General features: G+C 38.4%; 17 protein-coding genes and 1 pseudogene. 12 read left to right on the top strand and 6 right to left on the bottom strand.

Annotated elements, in window-relative coordinates; genetic code table 11:
• Positions 1 to 31 precede the first annotated feature (31 nt).
• Positions 32 to 529, top strand: a complete 498-nt coding sequence (locus ACP3VS_RS12835) for a cupin domain-containing protein (RefSeq protein ID WP_031416742.1) — start codon at positions 32 to 34, stop codon at positions 527 to 529.
• Positions 530 to 572: 43 nt separating this feature from the next.
• Here the strand turns inward: ACP3VS_RS12835 and ACP3VS_RS12830 are convergent, their stop codons facing one another.
• Positions 573 to 1,292 carry a DUF6904 family protein gene (locus tag ACP3VS_RS12830; RefSeq protein WP_426388856.1) on the bottom strand — a complete coding sequence of 240 codons (720 nt, stop codon included), beginning with the start codon at positions 1,290 to 1,292 and terminating at the stop codon, positions 573 to 575.
• 22 nt (positions 1,293 to 1,314) lie between these two features.
• Positions 1,315 to 2,016, bottom strand: a complete 702-nt coding sequence (rluF, locus tag ACP3VS_RS12825; RefSeq protein WP_012296108.1) for a 23S rRNA pseudouridine(2604) synthase RluF — start codon at positions 2,014 to 2,016, stop codon at positions 1,315 to 1,317.
• A gap of 239 nt (positions 2,017 to 2,255) precedes the next feature.
• Here rluF and adh point away from each other — a divergent pair, with 239 nt between their 5' ends.
• The 5 genes from adh to ACP3VS_RS12800 all read left to right on the top strand — a co-directional run bounded on the left by adh (position 2,256) and on the right by ACP3VS_RS12800 (position 7,475).
• Positions 2,256 to 3,776, top strand: a complete 1,521-nt coding sequence (adh, locus tag ACP3VS_RS12820) for an aldehyde dehydrogenase (protein WP_426388855.1) — start codon at positions 2,256 to 2,258, stop codon at positions 3,774 to 3,776.
• A gap of 21 nt (positions 3,777 to 3,797) precedes the next feature.
• A complete protein-coding gene (locus ACP3VS_RS12815) occupies positions 3,798 to 4,157 on the top strand; it encodes a DUF779 domain-containing protein (protein WP_031416741.1) in 360 nt (119 codons plus the stop codon).
• 332 nt (positions 4,158 to 4,489) lie between these two features.
• Positions 4,490 to 5,458, top strand: coding sequence for a DUF4003 family protein (locus ACP3VS_RS12810; RefSeq protein ID WP_197148757.1), 969 nt, complete (start codon positions 4,490 to 4,492; stop codon positions 5,456 to 5,458).
• A 41-nt stretch (positions 5,459 to 5,499) separates the two neighbouring features.
• Complete coding sequence (locus ACP3VS_RS12805; protein ID WP_012296104.1) at positions 5,500 to 6,927, top strand: aldehyde dehydrogenase family protein; 1,428 nt, start codon at positions 5,500 to 5,502, stop codon at positions 6,925 to 6,927.
• 68 nt (positions 6,928 to 6,995) lie between these two features.
• A complete protein-coding gene (locus ACP3VS_RS12800) occupies positions 6,996 to 7,475 on the top strand; it encodes an acyl-CoA thioesterase (protein WP_025116473.1) in 480 nt (159 codons plus the stop codon).
• Between the two features lie 46 nt (positions 7,476 to 7,521).
• Here ACP3VS_RS12800 and ACP3VS_RS12795 read toward each other — a convergent pair whose 3' ends face one another.
• Complete coding sequence (locus ACP3VS_RS12795; protein WP_373561627.1) at positions 7,522 to 8,010, bottom strand: methyl-accepting chemotaxis protein; 489 nt, start codon at positions 8,008 to 8,010, stop codon at positions 7,522 to 7,524.
• 276 nt (positions 8,011 to 8,286) lie between these two features.
• Positions 8,287 to 8,832 (bottom strand): annotated as a pseudogene (locus tag ACP3VS_RS12790) (protoglobin domain-containing protein); the annotation flags it as partial.
• 279 nt (positions 8,833 to 9,111) lie between these two features.
• Between ACP3VS_RS12790 and ACP3VS_RS12785 the strand changes: the two are divergent.
• Positions 9,112 to 9,321, top strand: coding sequence for a hypothetical protein (locus ACP3VS_RS12785; protein ID WP_031416738.1), 210 nt, complete (start codon positions 9,112 to 9,114; stop codon positions 9,319 to 9,321).
• Positions 9,322 to 9,374: 53 nt separating this feature from the next.
• Here the strand turns inward: ACP3VS_RS12785 and corA are convergent, their stop codons facing one another.
• Together corA and ACP3VS_RS12775 are read right to left on the bottom strand one after the other, a co-directional pair.
• Positions 9,375 to 10,337, bottom strand: a complete 963-nt coding sequence (gene corA / locus ACP3VS_RS12780) for a magnesium/cobalt transporter CorA (RefSeq protein WP_036165068.1) — start codon at positions 10,335 to 10,337, stop codon at positions 9,375 to 9,377.
• 37 nt (positions 10,338 to 10,374) lie between these two features.
• Complete coding sequence (locus ACP3VS_RS12775) at positions 10,375 to 11,061, bottom strand: class I SAM-dependent methyltransferase (protein WP_036165066.1); 687 nt, start codon at positions 11,059 to 11,061, stop codon at positions 10,375 to 10,377.
• 126 nt (positions 11,062 to 11,187) lie between these two features.
• Here ACP3VS_RS12775 and ACP3VS_RS12770 point away from each other — a divergent pair, with 126 nt between their 5' ends.
• The 5 genes from ACP3VS_RS12770 (at position 11,188) to ACP3VS_RS12750 (ending at position 16,327) form a co-directional block, all read left to right on the top strand.
• Positions 11,188 to 11,493 carry a DUF4870 domain-containing protein gene (locus ACP3VS_RS12770; protein ID WP_031416735.1) on the top strand — a complete coding sequence of 102 codons (306 nt, stop codon included), beginning with the start codon at positions 11,188 to 11,190 and terminating at the stop codon, positions 11,491 to 11,493.
• A 267-nt stretch (positions 11,494 to 11,760) separates the two neighbouring features.
• Positions 11,761 to 12,231: a CtsR family transcriptional regulator gene (locus tag ACP3VS_RS12765; RefSeq protein ID WP_031416734.1), complete on the top strand. Its 471-nt coding sequence runs from the start codon at positions 11,761 to 11,763 to the stop codon at positions 12,229 to 12,231.
• Between the two features lie 13 nt (positions 12,232 to 12,244).
• Complete coding sequence (locus tag ACP3VS_RS12760; RefSeq protein WP_031416733.1) at positions 12,245 to 12,787, top strand: UvrB/UvrC motif-containing protein; 543 nt, start codon at positions 12,245 to 12,247, stop codon at positions 12,785 to 12,787.
• Entirely contained in the window at positions 12,784 to 13,893 is a 1,110-nt protein-coding gene (locus ACP3VS_RS12755; RefSeq protein WP_012296095.1) for a protein arginine kinase, read from the top strand. Before ACP3VS_RS12760 ends, ACP3VS_RS12755 begins: the two co-directional genes overlap by 4 nt.
• The gene (locus ACP3VS_RS12750; RefSeq protein ID WP_031416732.1) at positions 13,883 to 16,327 is read left to right on the top strand and encodes an ATP-dependent Clp protease ATP-binding subunit; all 2,445 of its coding nucleotides are present in this window, start codon (positions 13,883 to 13,885) and stop codon (positions 16,325 to 16,327) included. Before ACP3VS_RS12755 ends, ACP3VS_RS12750 begins: the two co-directional genes overlap by 11 nt.
• Positions 16,328 to 16,395 lie beyond the last annotated feature (68 nt).

The following is a 16,395-nucleotide window of genomic DNA, read 5'->3' as shown; positions in this document are numbered from 1 at the left end:
TTGGTAAGGTGGAAAAAAGGAGTGATGCTTTTTGAATTATTCAGCACCATATTTTATTAAACAATTAAATTTAGCCGAACATCCTGAAGGGGGCTATTATATTTCTTCATTTCGGGCTGAGGAGAATATTGCAGTAAGAGATGTTCAGAGACCTATTTATACGAGTATTTATTTCTTACTTCGCTCACAAGACATTTCACATCTACATCGCTTGCAGTCAGATGAGCTATGGTATTACCATGCCGGTAGTCCACTCACAGTCCATATGATTTTTCCAGATGGAACATATGAAGCGAAGAAGCTTGGCTTGAACGTAGAAGCAGGAGAGATCCCACAAATTGCGGTGCCTAAAAATACAATTTTTGGATCATCTGTGGAGGAAGTAGATACGTTTAGTTTAGTAGGATGTATGGTTGCCCCAGGCTTTGACTTTGAGGATTTCGAATTGTTTACACAGGAAGAGCTATTAGCAGATTACCCTCAGCACGAGGCAGTAATTCGAAAAATGGCTTATCCAACCATTAAATAGAAAATAAGCCGTCTCATTCATTGTGAGACGGCTTTGTGTATATTTACCATAAGATTTCTTCCGGATAGCTGAGCTGCATTTGTATGGCGTGTAAAGGTTGTTTAGTGGCAATGGCTGCTTGCATTAGATGTGATTTGAGTGCTACATATTCATGATCCTCTACAAGTAGGCGTAATGCAAATGCAGCAAGCTGAGCTTTACGTTCCTCTTTATTTAATTGGATGTATTTTAGATTCAGAACATCTACATACTGTGTGGCGAAAAGGAAGGTTAATGGGCCTTTTGCCTGCAGCATAGTTAAAAATACTACATAGTCCTCTTCTTTAACTTCCTGTTCTAAACAATCTGCAATAGCTGCTTGAAATTTACGAATTGTCGCTATCTCATGATTCCAAATAGATGCTTTGTTTAATTTCAAGTGTAGATGAATGAAATCGTTTAAAGCGATGGCACTAAAAATAATTTCGGGCCAAAGAATGTCTGTGGCAAAATAGATGTTTTTAGTCGGGAAAATCAGTTCATGTTGTATAAGGGTGTTCTTGTTAAGGCCGTTACTTACTAACTCTATCTGGTGTTCCCCAAGTATGGCATGTCTCAGTTTATAGCAAACGCTTAAAATACGGAGTCGAGGACCTTGATAATCATAGTATTTATTGGCATCACCAGTTACTTTGTAAATAGCTTTAGTAAGCTCATCTAAATCCCAGAAGTCTCCACAAATTTGTACTCCTGTTAACTGCTCTGTGCTTTGAATGGAAATCATAGTCCTCGCCCTCCTCTAATATTTATTTTGGTGTGTAATTCAGTAGCTTGAAGAGCTCCGTCTGTTCTTTATCCGTTAAATCACGCCATTGGCCTACTTTTAAATTTCCAAGCTTAATATTCATAATACGAATACGCTGTAGACGCTTTACAGAGTAGCCAAGAGCTGAACACATTCGGCGTATTTGACGATTTAAGCCTTGCTCCAAAATGATTTTAAAAACTTTGTCTGATATCTTTTCAACATAACAAGGTAATGTGGTTGTATCTAGAATATCTACGCCCGCGCTCATCTTGTTAATAAATTGCTCAGTTATAGGTTTATCAACTTGAACAATATATTCTTTTTCATGGTGGTTTTCAGCGCGTAGAATTTTATTGACGATGTCGCCATCATTGGTTAATAACAATAGTCCCTCTGATTCCTTATCAAGACGTCCAATATGAAAAATACGTAAAGGATGATTTACAAAATCAACGACATTCCCTTTTATATGACGTTCGGTTGTACTTGTAATGCCGACCGGCTTATTTAGAGCTATATAGACTAGCTGTTGTTCTTTTTTTACCTCTTTTCCGTCAATGCAAACAATGTCACCATCCTGCACCTGACTTCCAACTGTCGCAGGTTCTCCATTAATTGTTACTTTTCCTTCGGCTATCCACTTATCAGCGCCGCGACGAGATATAATGCCTGTTTCACTTAAATATTTATTAATACGCATATTGTTCTCCTAAATCTAATATTATTTTTAAGTATACCTTAACGTTATACAAATCGTGAATTCTATATACTTTTCTAGTAAAAATAAATTACCTTGAATTTTTTTGGAAAAGTTGAAATTATTATTCGTTTCTGACAATATATTAAGTGAGAGGATTTCTATGAAAATATTGTTATTTCGCTATAAAATGATGTTTTTTGTAGGTAGTCTCATTAAATTGTGTAAAGGGGAGAAGTAAAATGGTTTATGCATTTCCAAACACTGAAGGATCGGTAGTTCAATTCAAGCAGAAATATGATAATTATATTGGTGGCGAATGGACACCCCCAGTGAAGGGTCAATACTTTGATAATGTCACTCCTGTTACTGGACAAGTTTTTACACAAATAGCGCGTTCCACAGCTGAGGATATTGAACTGGCACTTGATGCAGCACATGCTGCTAAAGATGCGTGGGGGAAAACTTCACCAACAGAACGTGCAAACATTTTACTTAAAATTGCGGACCGTATCGAGCAAAATTTAGAAAAGCTAGCCGTTGCCGAAACATGGGATAACGGTAAGGCGGTACGTGAAACTTTAAATGCAGATATCCCTCTTGCCATTGATCATTTCCGTTATTTTGCTGGAGCTTTACGTGCTCAAGAAGGCTCTGTAAGCCAAATCGATAACGATACCGTTGCTTATCATTTTCATGAGCCAATTGGGGTAGTGGGTCAAATCATACCTTGGAACTTCCCGTTATTAATGGCTGTATGGAAGCTTGCACCAGCACTAGCTGCTGGAAACTGTGTCGTATTAAAACCTGCAGAACAAACACCAGCATCCATTATGGTGCTTGTGGAATTAATAGAAGATTTATTACCACCAGGTGTCATTAATATTGTGAATGGTTTTGGTTTAGAGGCGGGGAAACCGCTAGCATCTAACCCACGTATCGGTAAGATTGCCTTCACTGGTGAGACGACAACGGGCCGTTTGATTATGCAATACGCGTCTCAAAACCTAATCCCAGTTACATTAGAGCTAGGTGGTAAGTCACCTAATATCTTCTTTGAGGATATTATGGATAAAGACGATGCATTTTTAGATAAAGCAGTCGAAGGCTTCGTATTATTTGCTCTGAACCAAGGGGAAGTATGTACATGTCCTTCACGTGCAATTATACAGGAATCTATTTATGATGAATTTATGGAACGTGTACTACAACGAGTAGAAGCTATTAAAGTTGGTAATCCACTGGATCCAAACACAATGATGGGTGCTCAGGCTTCAAGCGAGCAAATGGAAAAAATCCTTTCTTATTTAGATATCGGTAAACAAGAAGGTGCAGAGTGTCTAATCGGTGGGGAGAAAAATAATGTAGGAGAAGGCTTTGAAAATGGCTACTATGTTAAACCAACTGTCTTTAAAGGACATAATAAAATGCGTATTTTCCAAGAAGAAATTTTTGGTCCTGTTGTAGCTGTTACTACGTTCAAAACGAAAGAAGAGGCATTAGAAATTGCGAATGACACACTATATGGTCTAGGTTCAGGTGTTTGGACAAGAGATATTAATACAGCATATCGCTTTGGTCGTGAAATAGAAGCAGGTCGTGTTTGGACAAACTGCTACCATGCTTATCCTGCACATGCAGCCTTCGGTGGCTACAAAATGTCAGGCGTTGGTCGTGAAAATCATAAAATGATGCTATCTCATTACCAACAAACGAAAAATTTATTAGTGAGCTATAGCGAAAATAAACTTGGTTTCTTCTAAACCATAGGGAGGTGCATGGGCGTGATCGAACGTGTATTAGCCACGGCGGAAGCGCTGGCACTCATCGAGCTATTAAAAGAGAAACATGGGCCTGTTATGTTTCATCAATCAGGCGGATGCTGTGATGGTTCTTCACCTATGTGTTATCCAGAGGGGGACTTGCTATTAGGTGATCAGGATATATGTCTGGGCGAGATAGGTGGAGCTCCATTCTATATGCATAAAAATCAATATGATTATTGGAAGCATACTCAAATCATCCTGGATGTAGTTGAAGGTAGAGGTGGGATGTTCTCATTAGAGGGTGTTGAAGGAAAGCGTTTCTTAACAAGATCGAGAGCCTTCACACCAGAGGAATTACAGATGCTTGGATTAATTTGACGAGTCATTGTACAGCGGCAAAAAATTTTGCCGCTGTTTTTTCGTATTAATTTTTAGAAAAAAGGGTATGTAAAGCTATATTATTAGATGAATTTCGTAAAAATAAAAATAGCTGTAAACGTTCTTTTAAGGTTACTGTAAATATTAATTTCCGAGTGGTTTTTGCTATCAACAGTTTTTCCTCCTTTCTTATATGTTTAATATTTCCTATTAAAACAAAAAAATAGAGTAACATATATTAAATTAAGTTTACTTTTTATGTTAATTGTTACAAGCGGGATGAATCTTTCTCGCATCATGTAACGTAAAATGGGTAAAGGAGCGTGCTAAATATGGATTATGTGATGATAGAAAATAAATTTACAAATACGGTAGAGGATGTATCGAAGGCTGCGGGGTGGACAGTGGATCGTAAGATTGTTTTAGCAATAGCTAGTACATTCGTGGCCTCGGGAAAAACTTTTGATGCTGTCCAATACAAGAATATTTTACAGGAAATGAAGAAGCAATCTTCCTGGATGTCTCCTTTAAGAACTACGGTAGGCTATAGCATAGCTGCTAATTTAATGAAGCAGGAGGATCCTGAAAACGCAGTAAAAAATCTATTAACGAATGTGAATGCACTAAAGGAAGCGAAATTTAGAAGCGGTAACTTTAGTTATATTGCGGCTCAGTTTTTGACAGAGAATGAAAAGGATAAAATCGCGCATGCACATGCAGCTAGAGCTTTATTTGAAGCCATTCGTAAACATCACCCATTTTTAACATCCTATGAAGATATTCCATACGCTGTGTTACTAAGTAATCCATCTGATGATGTGGAAATACGTGCAGAAACAATGAATCGCTATTATAAAGAATTACGAACATATAATTTTCATGCAGGAAATGAGCTTCAATGGCTGTCGCAAGTATTAACCTTCCTATCTCCACAATTTGATCGTCAACTAGTGCCCAATGTCGTGACCATTCGAGATGCACTAAAAAAACAAGATGTCAAAGTACAGGCCATGCATTATCCTTTACTTGGGTTTTTAGCCTTGCTAGATCTTACTCATCATCAATTGCAAGAAGTTATACATTTATATCATGAATTAAAGGATTTAAAATTATTAAAATGGCATCGTGAATTTGTTCTCTTTATGGCTGTGCAAATCATTATTTATCATATGGCGAAAGTACAAAAATCACTGTCTATGACGATTATGTCATCTATTGAATTATTAATTCAAGCTCAGCATGCTGCAATGATAGCAGCAGTTAGTGCAGCCGCCATTGCATCTAGTTCAAGCTCTTCGTGATAGAATGGGGGAGAACAATTATTTGGAGGTGCATTTGAAGGATGAAGGAAACAAAACTGTGGATTAACGGCCAATGGCAAGATGCGAAGGAAAGCTATGAGCTAAAATCACCATATAGTGGTGAGGCGATTGCCCGAGTGGCAAAAGCATCTATACAAGATGTGGAGAGAGCAATCGATGGTGCACAGCAAGCATTCCATTCGTTTAAAAAGACGACAGCCTACGAGCGTGCCGAAATTTTATATAAAGTCGTCGATTTAATGCGACAACGAAAAGAAGAGTTTGCAGAGATTTTAGCATTAGAGGCAGGAAAGCCTTTGACAGCAGGGTTAGCGGAGATTGATCGTACAATTGCCACCTATCAATTTGCAGCAGAGGGTGCCAAACAGCCTAAAGGTGAAACGGTACCGATGGATGCGGCACCTGGAGCAGGAGATCGTATAGGTTGGACAAAAAGGGAACCGTTGGGGGTAATTTCCGCTATTACGCCGTTTAATTTCCCGTTTAATTTAGTGGCCCATAAATTAGGCCCAGCATTTGCAGTAGGTAATACAGTTGTTTTAAAACCAGCAACCCAAACACCATTAAGTTCCCTTGTTATGGCAGAGATTTTCCGTGAAGCGGGTTTGCCAGATGGTGCGTTGCAAATTGTGACAGGAAGTGGTGGTGAGCTTAGCGATACTTTGGTTACACATCCTCACGTCAAAAAGGTGACGTTTACGGGTAGTGGAAAAGTTGGATTAGGTATTAAAGAAAAGATTGGCTTACGTAAAGTAACGTTAGAGCTTGGTTCTAATGCAGCAGTTATCGTCGAACCATCGACACCTTTTAATAAAATTATAAGTCGCTGTGTGAGCGGTGCTTTTAACTTTGCTGGACAAGTATGTATTTCGTTACAACGCATTTATGTACATTCTTCTATTATTGATGAATTCACAGAGGCATTTGTTGCGGAAACTGAGAAGCTAGTAGTAGGAGATCCTTTAGATAAAAATACAGATGTAGGTGCTATGATCAATCCGAATGAGGTTGGACGAATTAAAGAGTGGATTGAAGAAGCACAGGCACAAGGAGCAGTCATTGCAACTGGAGGAGTATTTACAGAACGAACGTTAACGCCCACTGTTATGACCAATGTGACAGCTGATATGAAAATCGTTTGTCAGGAAACATTCGCGCCAATCGTCTCAATTGTTTCATATGAAACATTAGATGACGCAATTCGACTTGTAAATGAGTCGGACCTTGGCTTAAATGCAGGTATTTACACGAATGTATTGCCAGATGCCTTATATGCAGCCGACGAATTACAGGCGGGTGCTGTCATTATTAATGATGTTCCGACATTCCGAGTAGATAATATGCCATATGGCGGTGTGAAGATGAGTGGGTATGGAAGAGAAGGAATTAAATGGGCCATTGAGGAAATGACAGATATGAAATTTATTACGATGAAAAAATCGTTCTAGATTTGCATAAGCTCTTTTTCTACGATACGATGACGAAAGAACATACATGAAGGGAAGTTACAAGGAATATGACAAACAATGCTGTACCCATGAGCCAATCACGTACGGTTCAATCGCGTCTCGTATTACCTCCAGACACAAACAATCACAATTCTATTTTCGGTGGAAGAGTGTTAGCTTATATTGATGAAATTGCTGCTATTACAGCAATGAAACATGCGAAGGGACTTGTAGTCACAGCTTCAATAGACTCAGTTGATTTTTTATCGGCTGCCCATGTAGGAGATATTCTTGAAATTGAAAGTATAGTTTCCTCTACAGGACGTTCTTCAATGGAGGTTTATGTTCGTGTTGTTTCTCGCAATATTGAAACTGGTGAGGAAAAATTAACGACAGAATCATTTGTAACAATGGTGGCGGTAAATGAAGAAGGAAAACCAGTACCCGTACCTGCAATTTATCCTGAAACAGATGAGGAAAAACGTTTATTTGAAACAGGGCCCGCAAGACGTGAGCATCGTAAACAAAAACGTGCATTGCCACATTGAGGAAAAAGGGAGCTTCACCTAAAGCGGTGCGGCTCCCTTTGTTATATTACCTATTTAGTTCATTGACTACATTAATGAGTGAGTCAGAAGAAGAGGAAACAAGTGTAGCCCCTTGTGATAATTCAGTAATTAAATTAGAAATGGCTGAAATATCTCTAGATGTATGAACATACTGCTGTTGAATGCCAGATACGGCATCAGCAATATCATTAAATGATTTAGATAAGTTTTCTTGCGTATTGACGCTATGTTGAATTTTTTGGTCAACATTAATAACTGAATTTGCCATCGTTGAAATATTACTTTCAGTTTCTTTAATGAGATGCGACACATTTTGGACAGCATTTTTTGTTTCTTCAGCAAGCTTTCGCACTTCCTCTGCCACTACCGCGAAGCCTTTCCCGTGTTCCCCAGCTCGAGCTGCCTCAATAGACGCATTTAAAGCTAATAAATTTGTTTGGTCAGCTATGCCCGTGACAAGTCCTACAATCTCGGAAATTTTTTGAGAGGAGGTACGTAATTGATTCATAGTCACCTCAAGGCTGTTGACACTTTGTAAAATAACTTGGATTAAATCATTTTGCTCTTGCAGTTGATGTTGCCCACGTCTTGATTTTTCCTGCGTATCTGCAACGAAGCTTAATCCCTGCTTTGTTGCCTCTGCGATATCATCCGTTTGTGAGGAAATTACTAACAATGATGCAGCTGTCTCTTCACTAATAGCGTTAAGTTCCTCTGCTGTACTTTGAATTGTCGTAACAAGAGCGTTTTTCGTTTGGTCAGCGGCTGTTCGGATACGGTCTTCCTCTTTTTCGTAAGCCTCGATCACAAGCTGTTGCTCAAAATTAATGATTTTGCAAAATGCATTAATGGCTCGAATGGCATCATTTTTTGAGATGTCCACTTCATTCACAAAATTTGTGAACGTTGAGGTAAGTGATTGAAAGGATGCTATATACCATTTTGATTGTAAGCCAATTCGTACATGGGCTTCAGCAATTGCTTTTCTTTCAGCGATATAGGCGTCATTAATATGACTTTCAAAAATATCGCTTAAATGCTTATGTAACGTAATTTTTAAACGATCTATATGCGAGGTTCTATTAATAATATCTATTAAATCTTGGCTCAAACTAATGGCTGCATAAAATTGCTCCACCATTGCAGGTATTAAATCCTTAGCTAACGGTTGTAGTTGCTTAATTATGGCTAAATCCTCAATTGTTAAATTTAAAAGCTGTAATTGCTTTTGAAGATTTGGATGATTTAAAACATCTAATTGTACATGGCCCTTAAAATTTTCAGGTGTTAATGTAATTGAGTAGCTAGAACTGCTGTTTTTTGAAAACCAACTCATTATTGTTTGCTCCATTCTTAATATCCATAATAATTGTGAGTAAAATGAACTTCTGAATTTGTTAGGTCTGTAAATTTGATAAACAATTGGTATTAAATCTATTTTACTATTATTTGCTGAATATTTGGTTAAAAATTTGGTTATTTCTTTATTTTTTTACTTTCTTGGCAGTTCTGTTAGTGCAGCAGAGTAAATTTGAATTTAAAGTGGGAAACCTGTAAAATACGAACTGTTTAAGGAGAATAAAACTGAACGTGAAAATAAATAGGAGGTACTAATATGGAGAAAAAACGCTTTAAATTCGTTATTCCAGTCATGGTCATTGTTGCAATAGGTTCCGTTTATATGCTACGAAACTATTATGCGGAAGTACCAGCTGTTGAACAGCTGTTAATTACAATTTGCGCTGCTTTAGGATCAGGGGTTTTAGCATACTTTTTATTCCCACAGCAGGGTGAAAATAAAATTGACGACCGCGGTCCTTATTAATAGTAATAACTGAAGCTGCTCGTTTTGATTGTTAAACGAGCAGCTTTTATGGATTAGGGCTTAAATAATTTAAACCAGCCTTTATGTTTAAAGATGGTAAGCATAGCGATGACAACAATAATCATAATGCCGAGGACAATAAAATAGCTGTATTGTCCATGTAGCTCAGGCATATTGTCAAAGTTCATCCCATAAACTCCAGCAATAAAGGTCAGTGGAATGAAGATGGTTGAGACGATTGTTAAAGTCATCATAATGCCATTCATTCGGCTTGAGCTCATAGCCATATAACTATCTCGCATATCTGCCGTCAGCTCTCGATTTGATTCAACCATTTCAGTTAGTTTTAGAAGATGGTCGTAAATATCTCCAAAATAAGCTCTTTCAGATTTGTTCAATGAAAAACGGTAAGAATTAAGTACTCGATATAAAAGGTCTCTCATCGGTAAAATGGCACGCCTTAAATCGAGCAAATCACTACGAAACTCGAAGACAATCTTCATGGCATTTACGTTGCTTTGGTATGTAAGTTCGCCTTCAAGTGCATTTAAATGATCTTCAATTTTATAAACAAGTGGGAAATAGCTATCAACAATTTTATCAATGGTTTGGTAGGTTAAGTAAACCGTGCCACGCTCCCAGTTTTTTGGCTGGCTTTCTAACAACTTTTGTACCTTTTCTATTTCAGGAACTGGGTTCTTATGAAATGTCACTATATACTTATTAGAGGTAAAAATATTTACCTCCTCTGCAGCTAATGACAGCTCGTTTAATCGATGAATGACGAAAAAATGAAAATCGTCATAAAAATCGAGTTTTGGACGTTGTAATCGCATCAAGCAATCTTCAATAGCTAGTGGGTGGAAATGAAAAAATGAATCTAGCAAAGATTCTTCCTCAGCAGTTGGACAATTAAAATCAATCCAGTACCACTCGAATTCTTGTTGATGTATGGATTCCAAAGGGAAATCCTTTAGTAATTTTTGTTTTTTTGTAATGCCAATGGTGCTTATCACAGCTTTCACCTCAAAGTATTTACTACAATATATATATTTAATGTTCTTCCTTTTTAAAGCATACCCATCCACCAAACAAAGTAGTGGCAAAAAATCTAGAAGGTTTTATAAAACCTGCTTCTTGTAATAATGTTAATATTTCTTTCTCAGGCATAAATGACAGAGCACGGATGGAATTTTCCATTTCTGCAACATCGGATGTAGAAAGTTTTGTATGTTGAAGCCAGTAGGAACGCCATAAATCGAATTGTAGTTCCGTTTCAATCGTACCAGGTTGACCGTATTTTGAAACAAGAGTAAAAGGTGCCCCTGGCTTTAAATGGTTGTAAATTTCTTTCAAAGTTGACAGCTTTTCTTCATAACCTTGAATAAAATGAAGGACGAGTACACAACTAGCTGCATCGAATGTGGTGGCTGGTAGCTGTGTATCCAGCAATGTCCCACGGTAGAATGACAGATCATTGGGTAACGATTGGAGACGCTCCCTTGCTATATCGAGCATAGATTCTGACGGATCAATACCCGTAAATGACCAATGCGGTCTTCCATCTGCTAGCTGTAATATTTCATTGCCACTGCCTGCACCAACAATCAACATATCAGCTTGCTCCTGTAATGTAGAACGATAAAAAGTTTGTATTAAACGAAGCATTGCATCATAGCTTGGTAGAGTACGGCGAATCCCCTTTTCATATTCATTTGCTAATGTGTGGTTAAATTCCATTTCTCATCACGACCTTTCAAAAAAAATTTTAAAAAACTCACTTTAAATTGAAACTATTACGGGTATAGTTCCGTAAATAGTAGTACATAAAACGATAGACAACGCATAAAGAAAGGGTTGATATATATGGAGAGTAAATGGTCTAAAGTAATCATACACGCAAGTTCGTTTTTTGCGCCATGGTTAGTTCCCATAATCTTCTTTTTAATTAGTACGGATGAGGAAGTGAAGGCAATTTCTATCCAAGCAATACTTTTCCAACTTGTCATGGCGGTTTTACTTGCTGTCTCTGGAGTCTTAAGCTTTTTCATCATTGGCATTCCATTTTTAATCGTTTTCGGTATTATGCTATTTGTAGTACCAATTATCGGTATCGTCAAAGCATTAACTGATGAGCCTTGGCGTTATCCAATTGTAGGTCGTTGGGTATAATTTTTATAGACGCAAGTATATGCTAGTTGCATATGCTTGCGTTTTTTCTATGGATAAAAAGGGTACATTAGGTGTAGGAAGCAAATAAGTGTGCTCGATAGCCATTAATTAATAAGTGCTATTTTCTACGCTTGAATATACTTTTTAAGGCATTTCATTTTTCTCTGGGCGAAATCATTGCAATTATTTTCAAGCGTTTTGTATAATATACTCAAAGAAAGTCAAAGATAGTCAAAGTCAGTGAAGCAAGCGAGGTGTATTCCTAAAATGCGTAATATATCAGACATCATAGAAGGTTACTTAAAGCAAGTACTTGAATTAGGTGGGGAAGGGCATATTGAAATAAAACGTAGTGAAATTGCAGATAAATTTCAATGTGTTCCGTCACAAATAAATTATGTCATTAATACAAGATTTACTGCCGAGCGAGGTTACCTTGTAGAGAGCAAGCGTGGTGGTGGTGGATACATTCGAATTTTACGTGTCCGCGCGAATTCACAGATTGATTTAATTGACGATGTTCTCCGGCATATTGAAGGTGGAGCATCGCAAACGATGGCAGAAGATTTAGTGTATCGACTCATCGACGAGCAGGTAATTTCAAAGCGAGAAGCGAAGTTAATGTTAGCAGCAATTGATCGCTCAACAATCGACTTACATCTTCCTTTAAGAGATATAATTCGAGCAAAAATATTGCGGGCGATGCTGACAACTATAAAATACGAGCAGCAGAAATAGTGAGGTGATGGAAATGATATGTGAACATTGTAAACAACGTAATGCGACAGTTACTGTAACACAAGTTCAAAATGGGCAAAAGGTGGAGCACCATTATTGTGACGTCTGCGCCTCACAGTTCCATCCATTTCATGCAGAGTTTAAACAAGAGCCAGTTTCTATACAACAGTTATTATCTAACTGGTTTGGCTCACCTACATGGCAAAAGGTGGGGGAAAAACAACAAACACAGCCACAACAGCAAACGTGTCCACAATGTGAATTTACGTATAAGCAATTTTTGAAAGAAGGTAAGTTTGGTTGCCCAAGCTGTTATGACACTTTTAGCGAACATTTACCTAAGCTCTTTAATCGGATACAGGCTGGTCCCCAACATATTGGTAAAATGCCAGGTGCCCATAGCAATGTGTATGTCATTAAAAAGCAAATTGAGGAAATCCGTAAACGCATGAAGTTCGCTGTAGATGAAGAACAATTCGAAGAGGCAGCAAAGCTTCGTGATGAAGTCAAAGAGCTTGAGAAGCAGCTACAATTTGAAGGTGGTGATGTGTCATGATGATTGAATCGTTTTTAGAGCGTGCTACACCTACTTGGATGCGTATTGAAGACGATTATTCTGACATTGTCATTAGTACACGTATTCGCCTTGCTCGAAATTTAGATGGATATCGTTTTCCATTATCGTTTTCAGAGAACGAGGCTTTACAGGTGGAACAGGCAGTTACACATGCAGTAAGCGATAGTCCAACGCTTCAAAATGATTATGCTTATTTTTCTATCAATGATTTAACACCTTTACAACGTCAAATTCTTGTAGAAAAGCATTTGATTAGTCCGCAGCTTGCAAAAAAAGAGCAGGTGGGCTCTGTGCTTCTGTCACAAGATGAATCGGTGAGTATTATGGTGAATGAAGAGGATCACTTGCGCATTCAATGTATGACCGCGAGTTTTCAGCTTCAAAATGCCTATGAACAAGCGAATAAGATTGACCGTATTCTAGAGAAGGTCTTACCTTATGCATTTCGAGATACCTTTGGCTATTTAACAAGCTGTCCTACGAATATTGGTACTGGGCTTCGGGCATCTGTGATGATGCATCTACCTGCTCTTACGTTAACCGGACAGATGAATCAAATTATAAATGCGATGACACGCTTAGGCATGACGGTAAGAGGTATATATGGTGAAGGAAGCGAAAATTTAGGGAACGTTTATCAAGTGTCTAACCAAATTACACTTGGAAAGACAGAAGAAGATATTTTAGCAGATATACAAAGTGTTGCTGAAAAAATTATACAAAAGGAACGGCATGCGAGAGGTAGGCTGATGGAAAAAGCTGAGCTTGCTTTAGAAGATCGAGTTTATCGAGCTTTAGGTACCCTTACTTATGCAAGAATTTTAACAAGTGAGGAAGCGGCTACCTGTCTTTCGAATGTTCGTTTAGGAGTCGACCTACAGTTGATTGACGGTATACTCGCAACAACTTTAAATGAGTGCGTCGTCAGTATGCAACCAGGTTTTTTACAGCATTATGCAGGTGAGGCATTACCGCCTGCTGAACGTGATCGTGTACGAGCAGAAATGCTTCGTGAGGCATTAATTCAAACACACACGAATAAGCCTAATAATGGGGAAAAAGGAGAGGATTTATATGATGTTTAATCGTTTTACACAACGCGCGCAAAAAGTATTACAGCTTGCTCAGGAAGAGGCTATTCGTTGGAAGCACGAATCCATTGGCACAGAGCACATTTTATTAGGGCTTATACGTGAAGGCGGCGGTATTGCTGCAAAAGCGTTAGAAGCTATTGATATTAGTCCTCAAATGATTGAAGCTGGTATTGAAGAATTAGTTGGTAAAGGTAAAGAAGATGTTGGTCCAATCGTTCACTATACGCCACGAGCGAAAAAAGTAATTGAACTATCGGTTGATGAATCTCGTAAATTAGGCCATTCGTATATCGGTACAGAGCATTTGCTGTTAGCCCTTATACGTGAAGGTGAAGGTGTAGCAGCTCGCGTCTTAAACAATGCAGGTGTGGGCTTAAATAAAGCACGTCAGCAAGTATTATTGTTATTAGGGAATAATGATAATGCGCAATCAGGTCAACAAGCGGCACAAGCTGCGAATACCCCTACATTAGATAGTTTAGCCCGTGATTTAACTCAAATTGCCCGTGAAGGCACGTTAGATCCTGTGATTGGTCGAAGCAAGGAAATTACACGTGTTATCGAAGTGTTATCGCGTCGTACAAAAAATAACCCTGTTTTAATTGGTGAGCCAGGTGTTGGTAAAACAGCAATTGCTGAAGGGTTAGCACAGCAAATTATTAATAATGAAGTACCAGAAATTCTTCGAGACAAACGTGTGATGACACTAGATATGGGAACTGTCGTTGCAGGCACAAAATATCGTGGGGAATTTGAGGACCGTTTGAAAAAAGTAATGGATGAAATCCGCCAAGCCGGAAATATCATTTTATTTATTGATGAATTACACACTTTAATCGGTGCAGGTGGTGCAGAAGGTGCAATTGACGCATCAAATATTTTAAAACCATCCTTAGCGCGTGGTGAGCTGCAATGTATCGGTGCGACAACGCTTGATGAATATCGTAAATATATTGAAAAAGATGCAGCATTAGAGCGTCGTTTCCAACCGATCCAAGTGGATGAACCAACGGTGGAAGAAGCAATTCTCATTATTCAAGGCTTACGAGATCGCTATGAAGCACATCACCGAGTGAAAATTACAGATGAAGCAATTGAAGCAGCGGCAAAAATGGGTGATCGATATATTTCTGACCGCTTCTTACCAGATAAAGCAATTGACCTGATTGATGAAGCAGGATCAAAGGTTCGCTTACGTTCATTCGCAGTGCCACCAAACTTAAAGGCACTTGAAGATAAGCTTGAAAATGTTCGCTCTGAAAAGAATGCTGCTGTATCAGGTCAAGAGTTTGAAAAGGCTGCTGCGTTAAGAGATACGGAGCAAAAGCTTAAAGATGAGATTGAAGCTACAAGAAAAAATTGGAAAGAAGAGCAAGGTAAAGCCGAGTCCAAAGTAACAGTAGATGATGTTGCAGCAGTTGTATCAATGTGGACAGGAATTCCTGTAGCTAAAATTGCTTCTGAAGAATCTTCAAAATTATTACAACTTGAAGAAGAGCTACACAAACGTGTGGTTGGGCAAGGGGAAGCAGTAGAAGCCATTTCCCGTGCGATCCGTCGTGCAAGAGCGGGCCTCAAAGATCCAAAACGACCAATCGGTTCATTTATTTTCTTAGGTCCTACTGGTGTTGGTAAAACGGAGCTTGCAAGAGCACTTGCTGAAGTGATGTTTGGTGACGAAGATGCTATGATTCGTGTCGATATGTCTGAGTACATGGAGAAACATTCAACTTCTCGTTTAGTAGGTTCACCTCCAGGCTACGTAGGCTTTGATGATGGTGGTCAATTGACTGAAAAGGTTCGTCGTAAACCATATTCTGTTGTATTACTAGATGAAATTGAAAAAGCACACCCTGATGTTTTCAATATTCTCCTGCAAGTTCTTGAAGATGGTCGATTAACGGACTCTAAGGGGCGTGTAGTAGACTTCCGCAACACAGTAGTGATAATGACTTCTAACGTCGGCGCGGATGCTCTTAAATATCAAAAAAGCCTTGGTTTTAACGTAGGTGGTGCAGATTCTAAACATAAAGATATGAAGAGTACGATGCTCGAAGAATTGAAAAAAGCATTCCGTCCAGAATTCTTAAACCGTATTGATGAAATGATTGTGTTCCATTCATTAGAAAAAGAGCATTTAAAAGAAATCATTGCGATGATGGGGAACGCTCTAACAAAGCGGTTGAAAGAACAGGATATTTCATTAGAATTAACAGATGCAGCGCTTGAAAAAATTGCTCAGGAGGGCTACGACCCTCAATACGGTGCACGTCCACTACGTCGAGCATTACAAAAACAAGTGGAAGACCGATTATCAGAAGAATTATTAAAGGGTAATGTGGAGAAGGGTAATCATGTTATCATTGATTATGTAAATGACGAGTTTATTGTGAAGAAAAAAGAGGGAGTTTCTATCTCTAAATAATTTCAAACTAAAGACAGTAAGGCATTAAGTGCCAAGCTGTCTTTTTTTTTGTACAATTAATATAAGAA

Source organism: Lysinibacillus sp. VIII_CA, assembly GCF_049943995.1.
GTDB lineage: Bacteria > Bacillota > Bacilli > Bacillales_A > Planococcaceae > Lysinibacillus > Lysinibacillus pinottii.
Note: the sequence above shows the minus strand (reverse complement) of the source record. Positions and strands in the feature narration are given on the sequence as shown.

Bases quoted from the DNA above. Each gene is read 5' to 3' on its own strand.
- ACP3VS_RS12750 (WP_031416732.1), top strand. From the start codon at position 13,883: ATGATGTTTAATCGTTTTACACAACGCGCGCAAAAAGTATTACAGCTT.
- ACP3VS_RS12770 (WP_031416735.1), top strand. From the start codon at position 11,188: ATGGAGAGTAAATGGTCTAAAGTAATCATACACGCAAGTTCGTTTTTT.
- ACP3VS_RS12785 (WP_031416738.1), top strand. From the start codon at position 9,112: ATGGAGAAAAAACGCTTTAAATTCGTTATTCCAGTCATGGTCATTGTT.
- ACP3VS_RS12775 (WP_036165066.1), bottom strand. From the start codon at position 11,061: ATGGAATTTAACCACACATTAGCAAATGAATATGAAAAGGGGATTCGC.
- ACP3VS_RS12765 (WP_031416734.1), top strand. From the start codon at position 11,761: ATGCGTAATATATCAGACATCATAGAAGGTTACTTAAAGCAAGTACTT.
- rluF (WP_012296108.1), bottom strand. From the start codon at position 2,016: ATGCGTATTAATAAATATTTAAGTGAAACAGGCATTATATCTCGTCGC.
- ACP3VS_RS12760 (WP_031416733.1), top strand. From the start codon at position 12,245: ATGATATGTGAACATTGTAAACAACGTAATGCGACAGTTACTGTAACA.
- ACP3VS_RS12805 (WP_012296104.1), top strand. From the start codon at position 5,500: ATGAAGGAAACAAAACTGTGGATTAACGGCCAATGGCAAGATGCGAAG.
- ACP3VS_RS12755 (WP_012296095.1), top strand. From the start codon at position 12,784: ATGATGATTGAATCGTTTTTAGAGCGTGCTACACCTACTTGGATGCGT.
- adh (WP_426388855.1), top strand. From the start codon at position 2,256: ATGGTTTATGCATTTCCAAACACTGAAGGATCGGTAGTTCAATTCAAG.
- ACP3VS_RS12810 (WP_197148757.1), top strand. From the start codon at position 4,490: ATGGATTATGTGATGATAGAAAATAAATTTACAAATACGGTAGAGGAT.
- ACP3VS_RS12830 (WP_426388856.1), bottom strand. From the start codon at position 1,292: ATGATTTCCATTCAAAGCACAGAGCAGTTAACAGGAGTACAAATTTGT.
- ACP3VS_RS12800 (WP_025116473.1), top strand. From the start codon at position 6,996: ATGACAAACAATGCTGTACCCATGAGCCAATCACGTACGGTTCAATCG.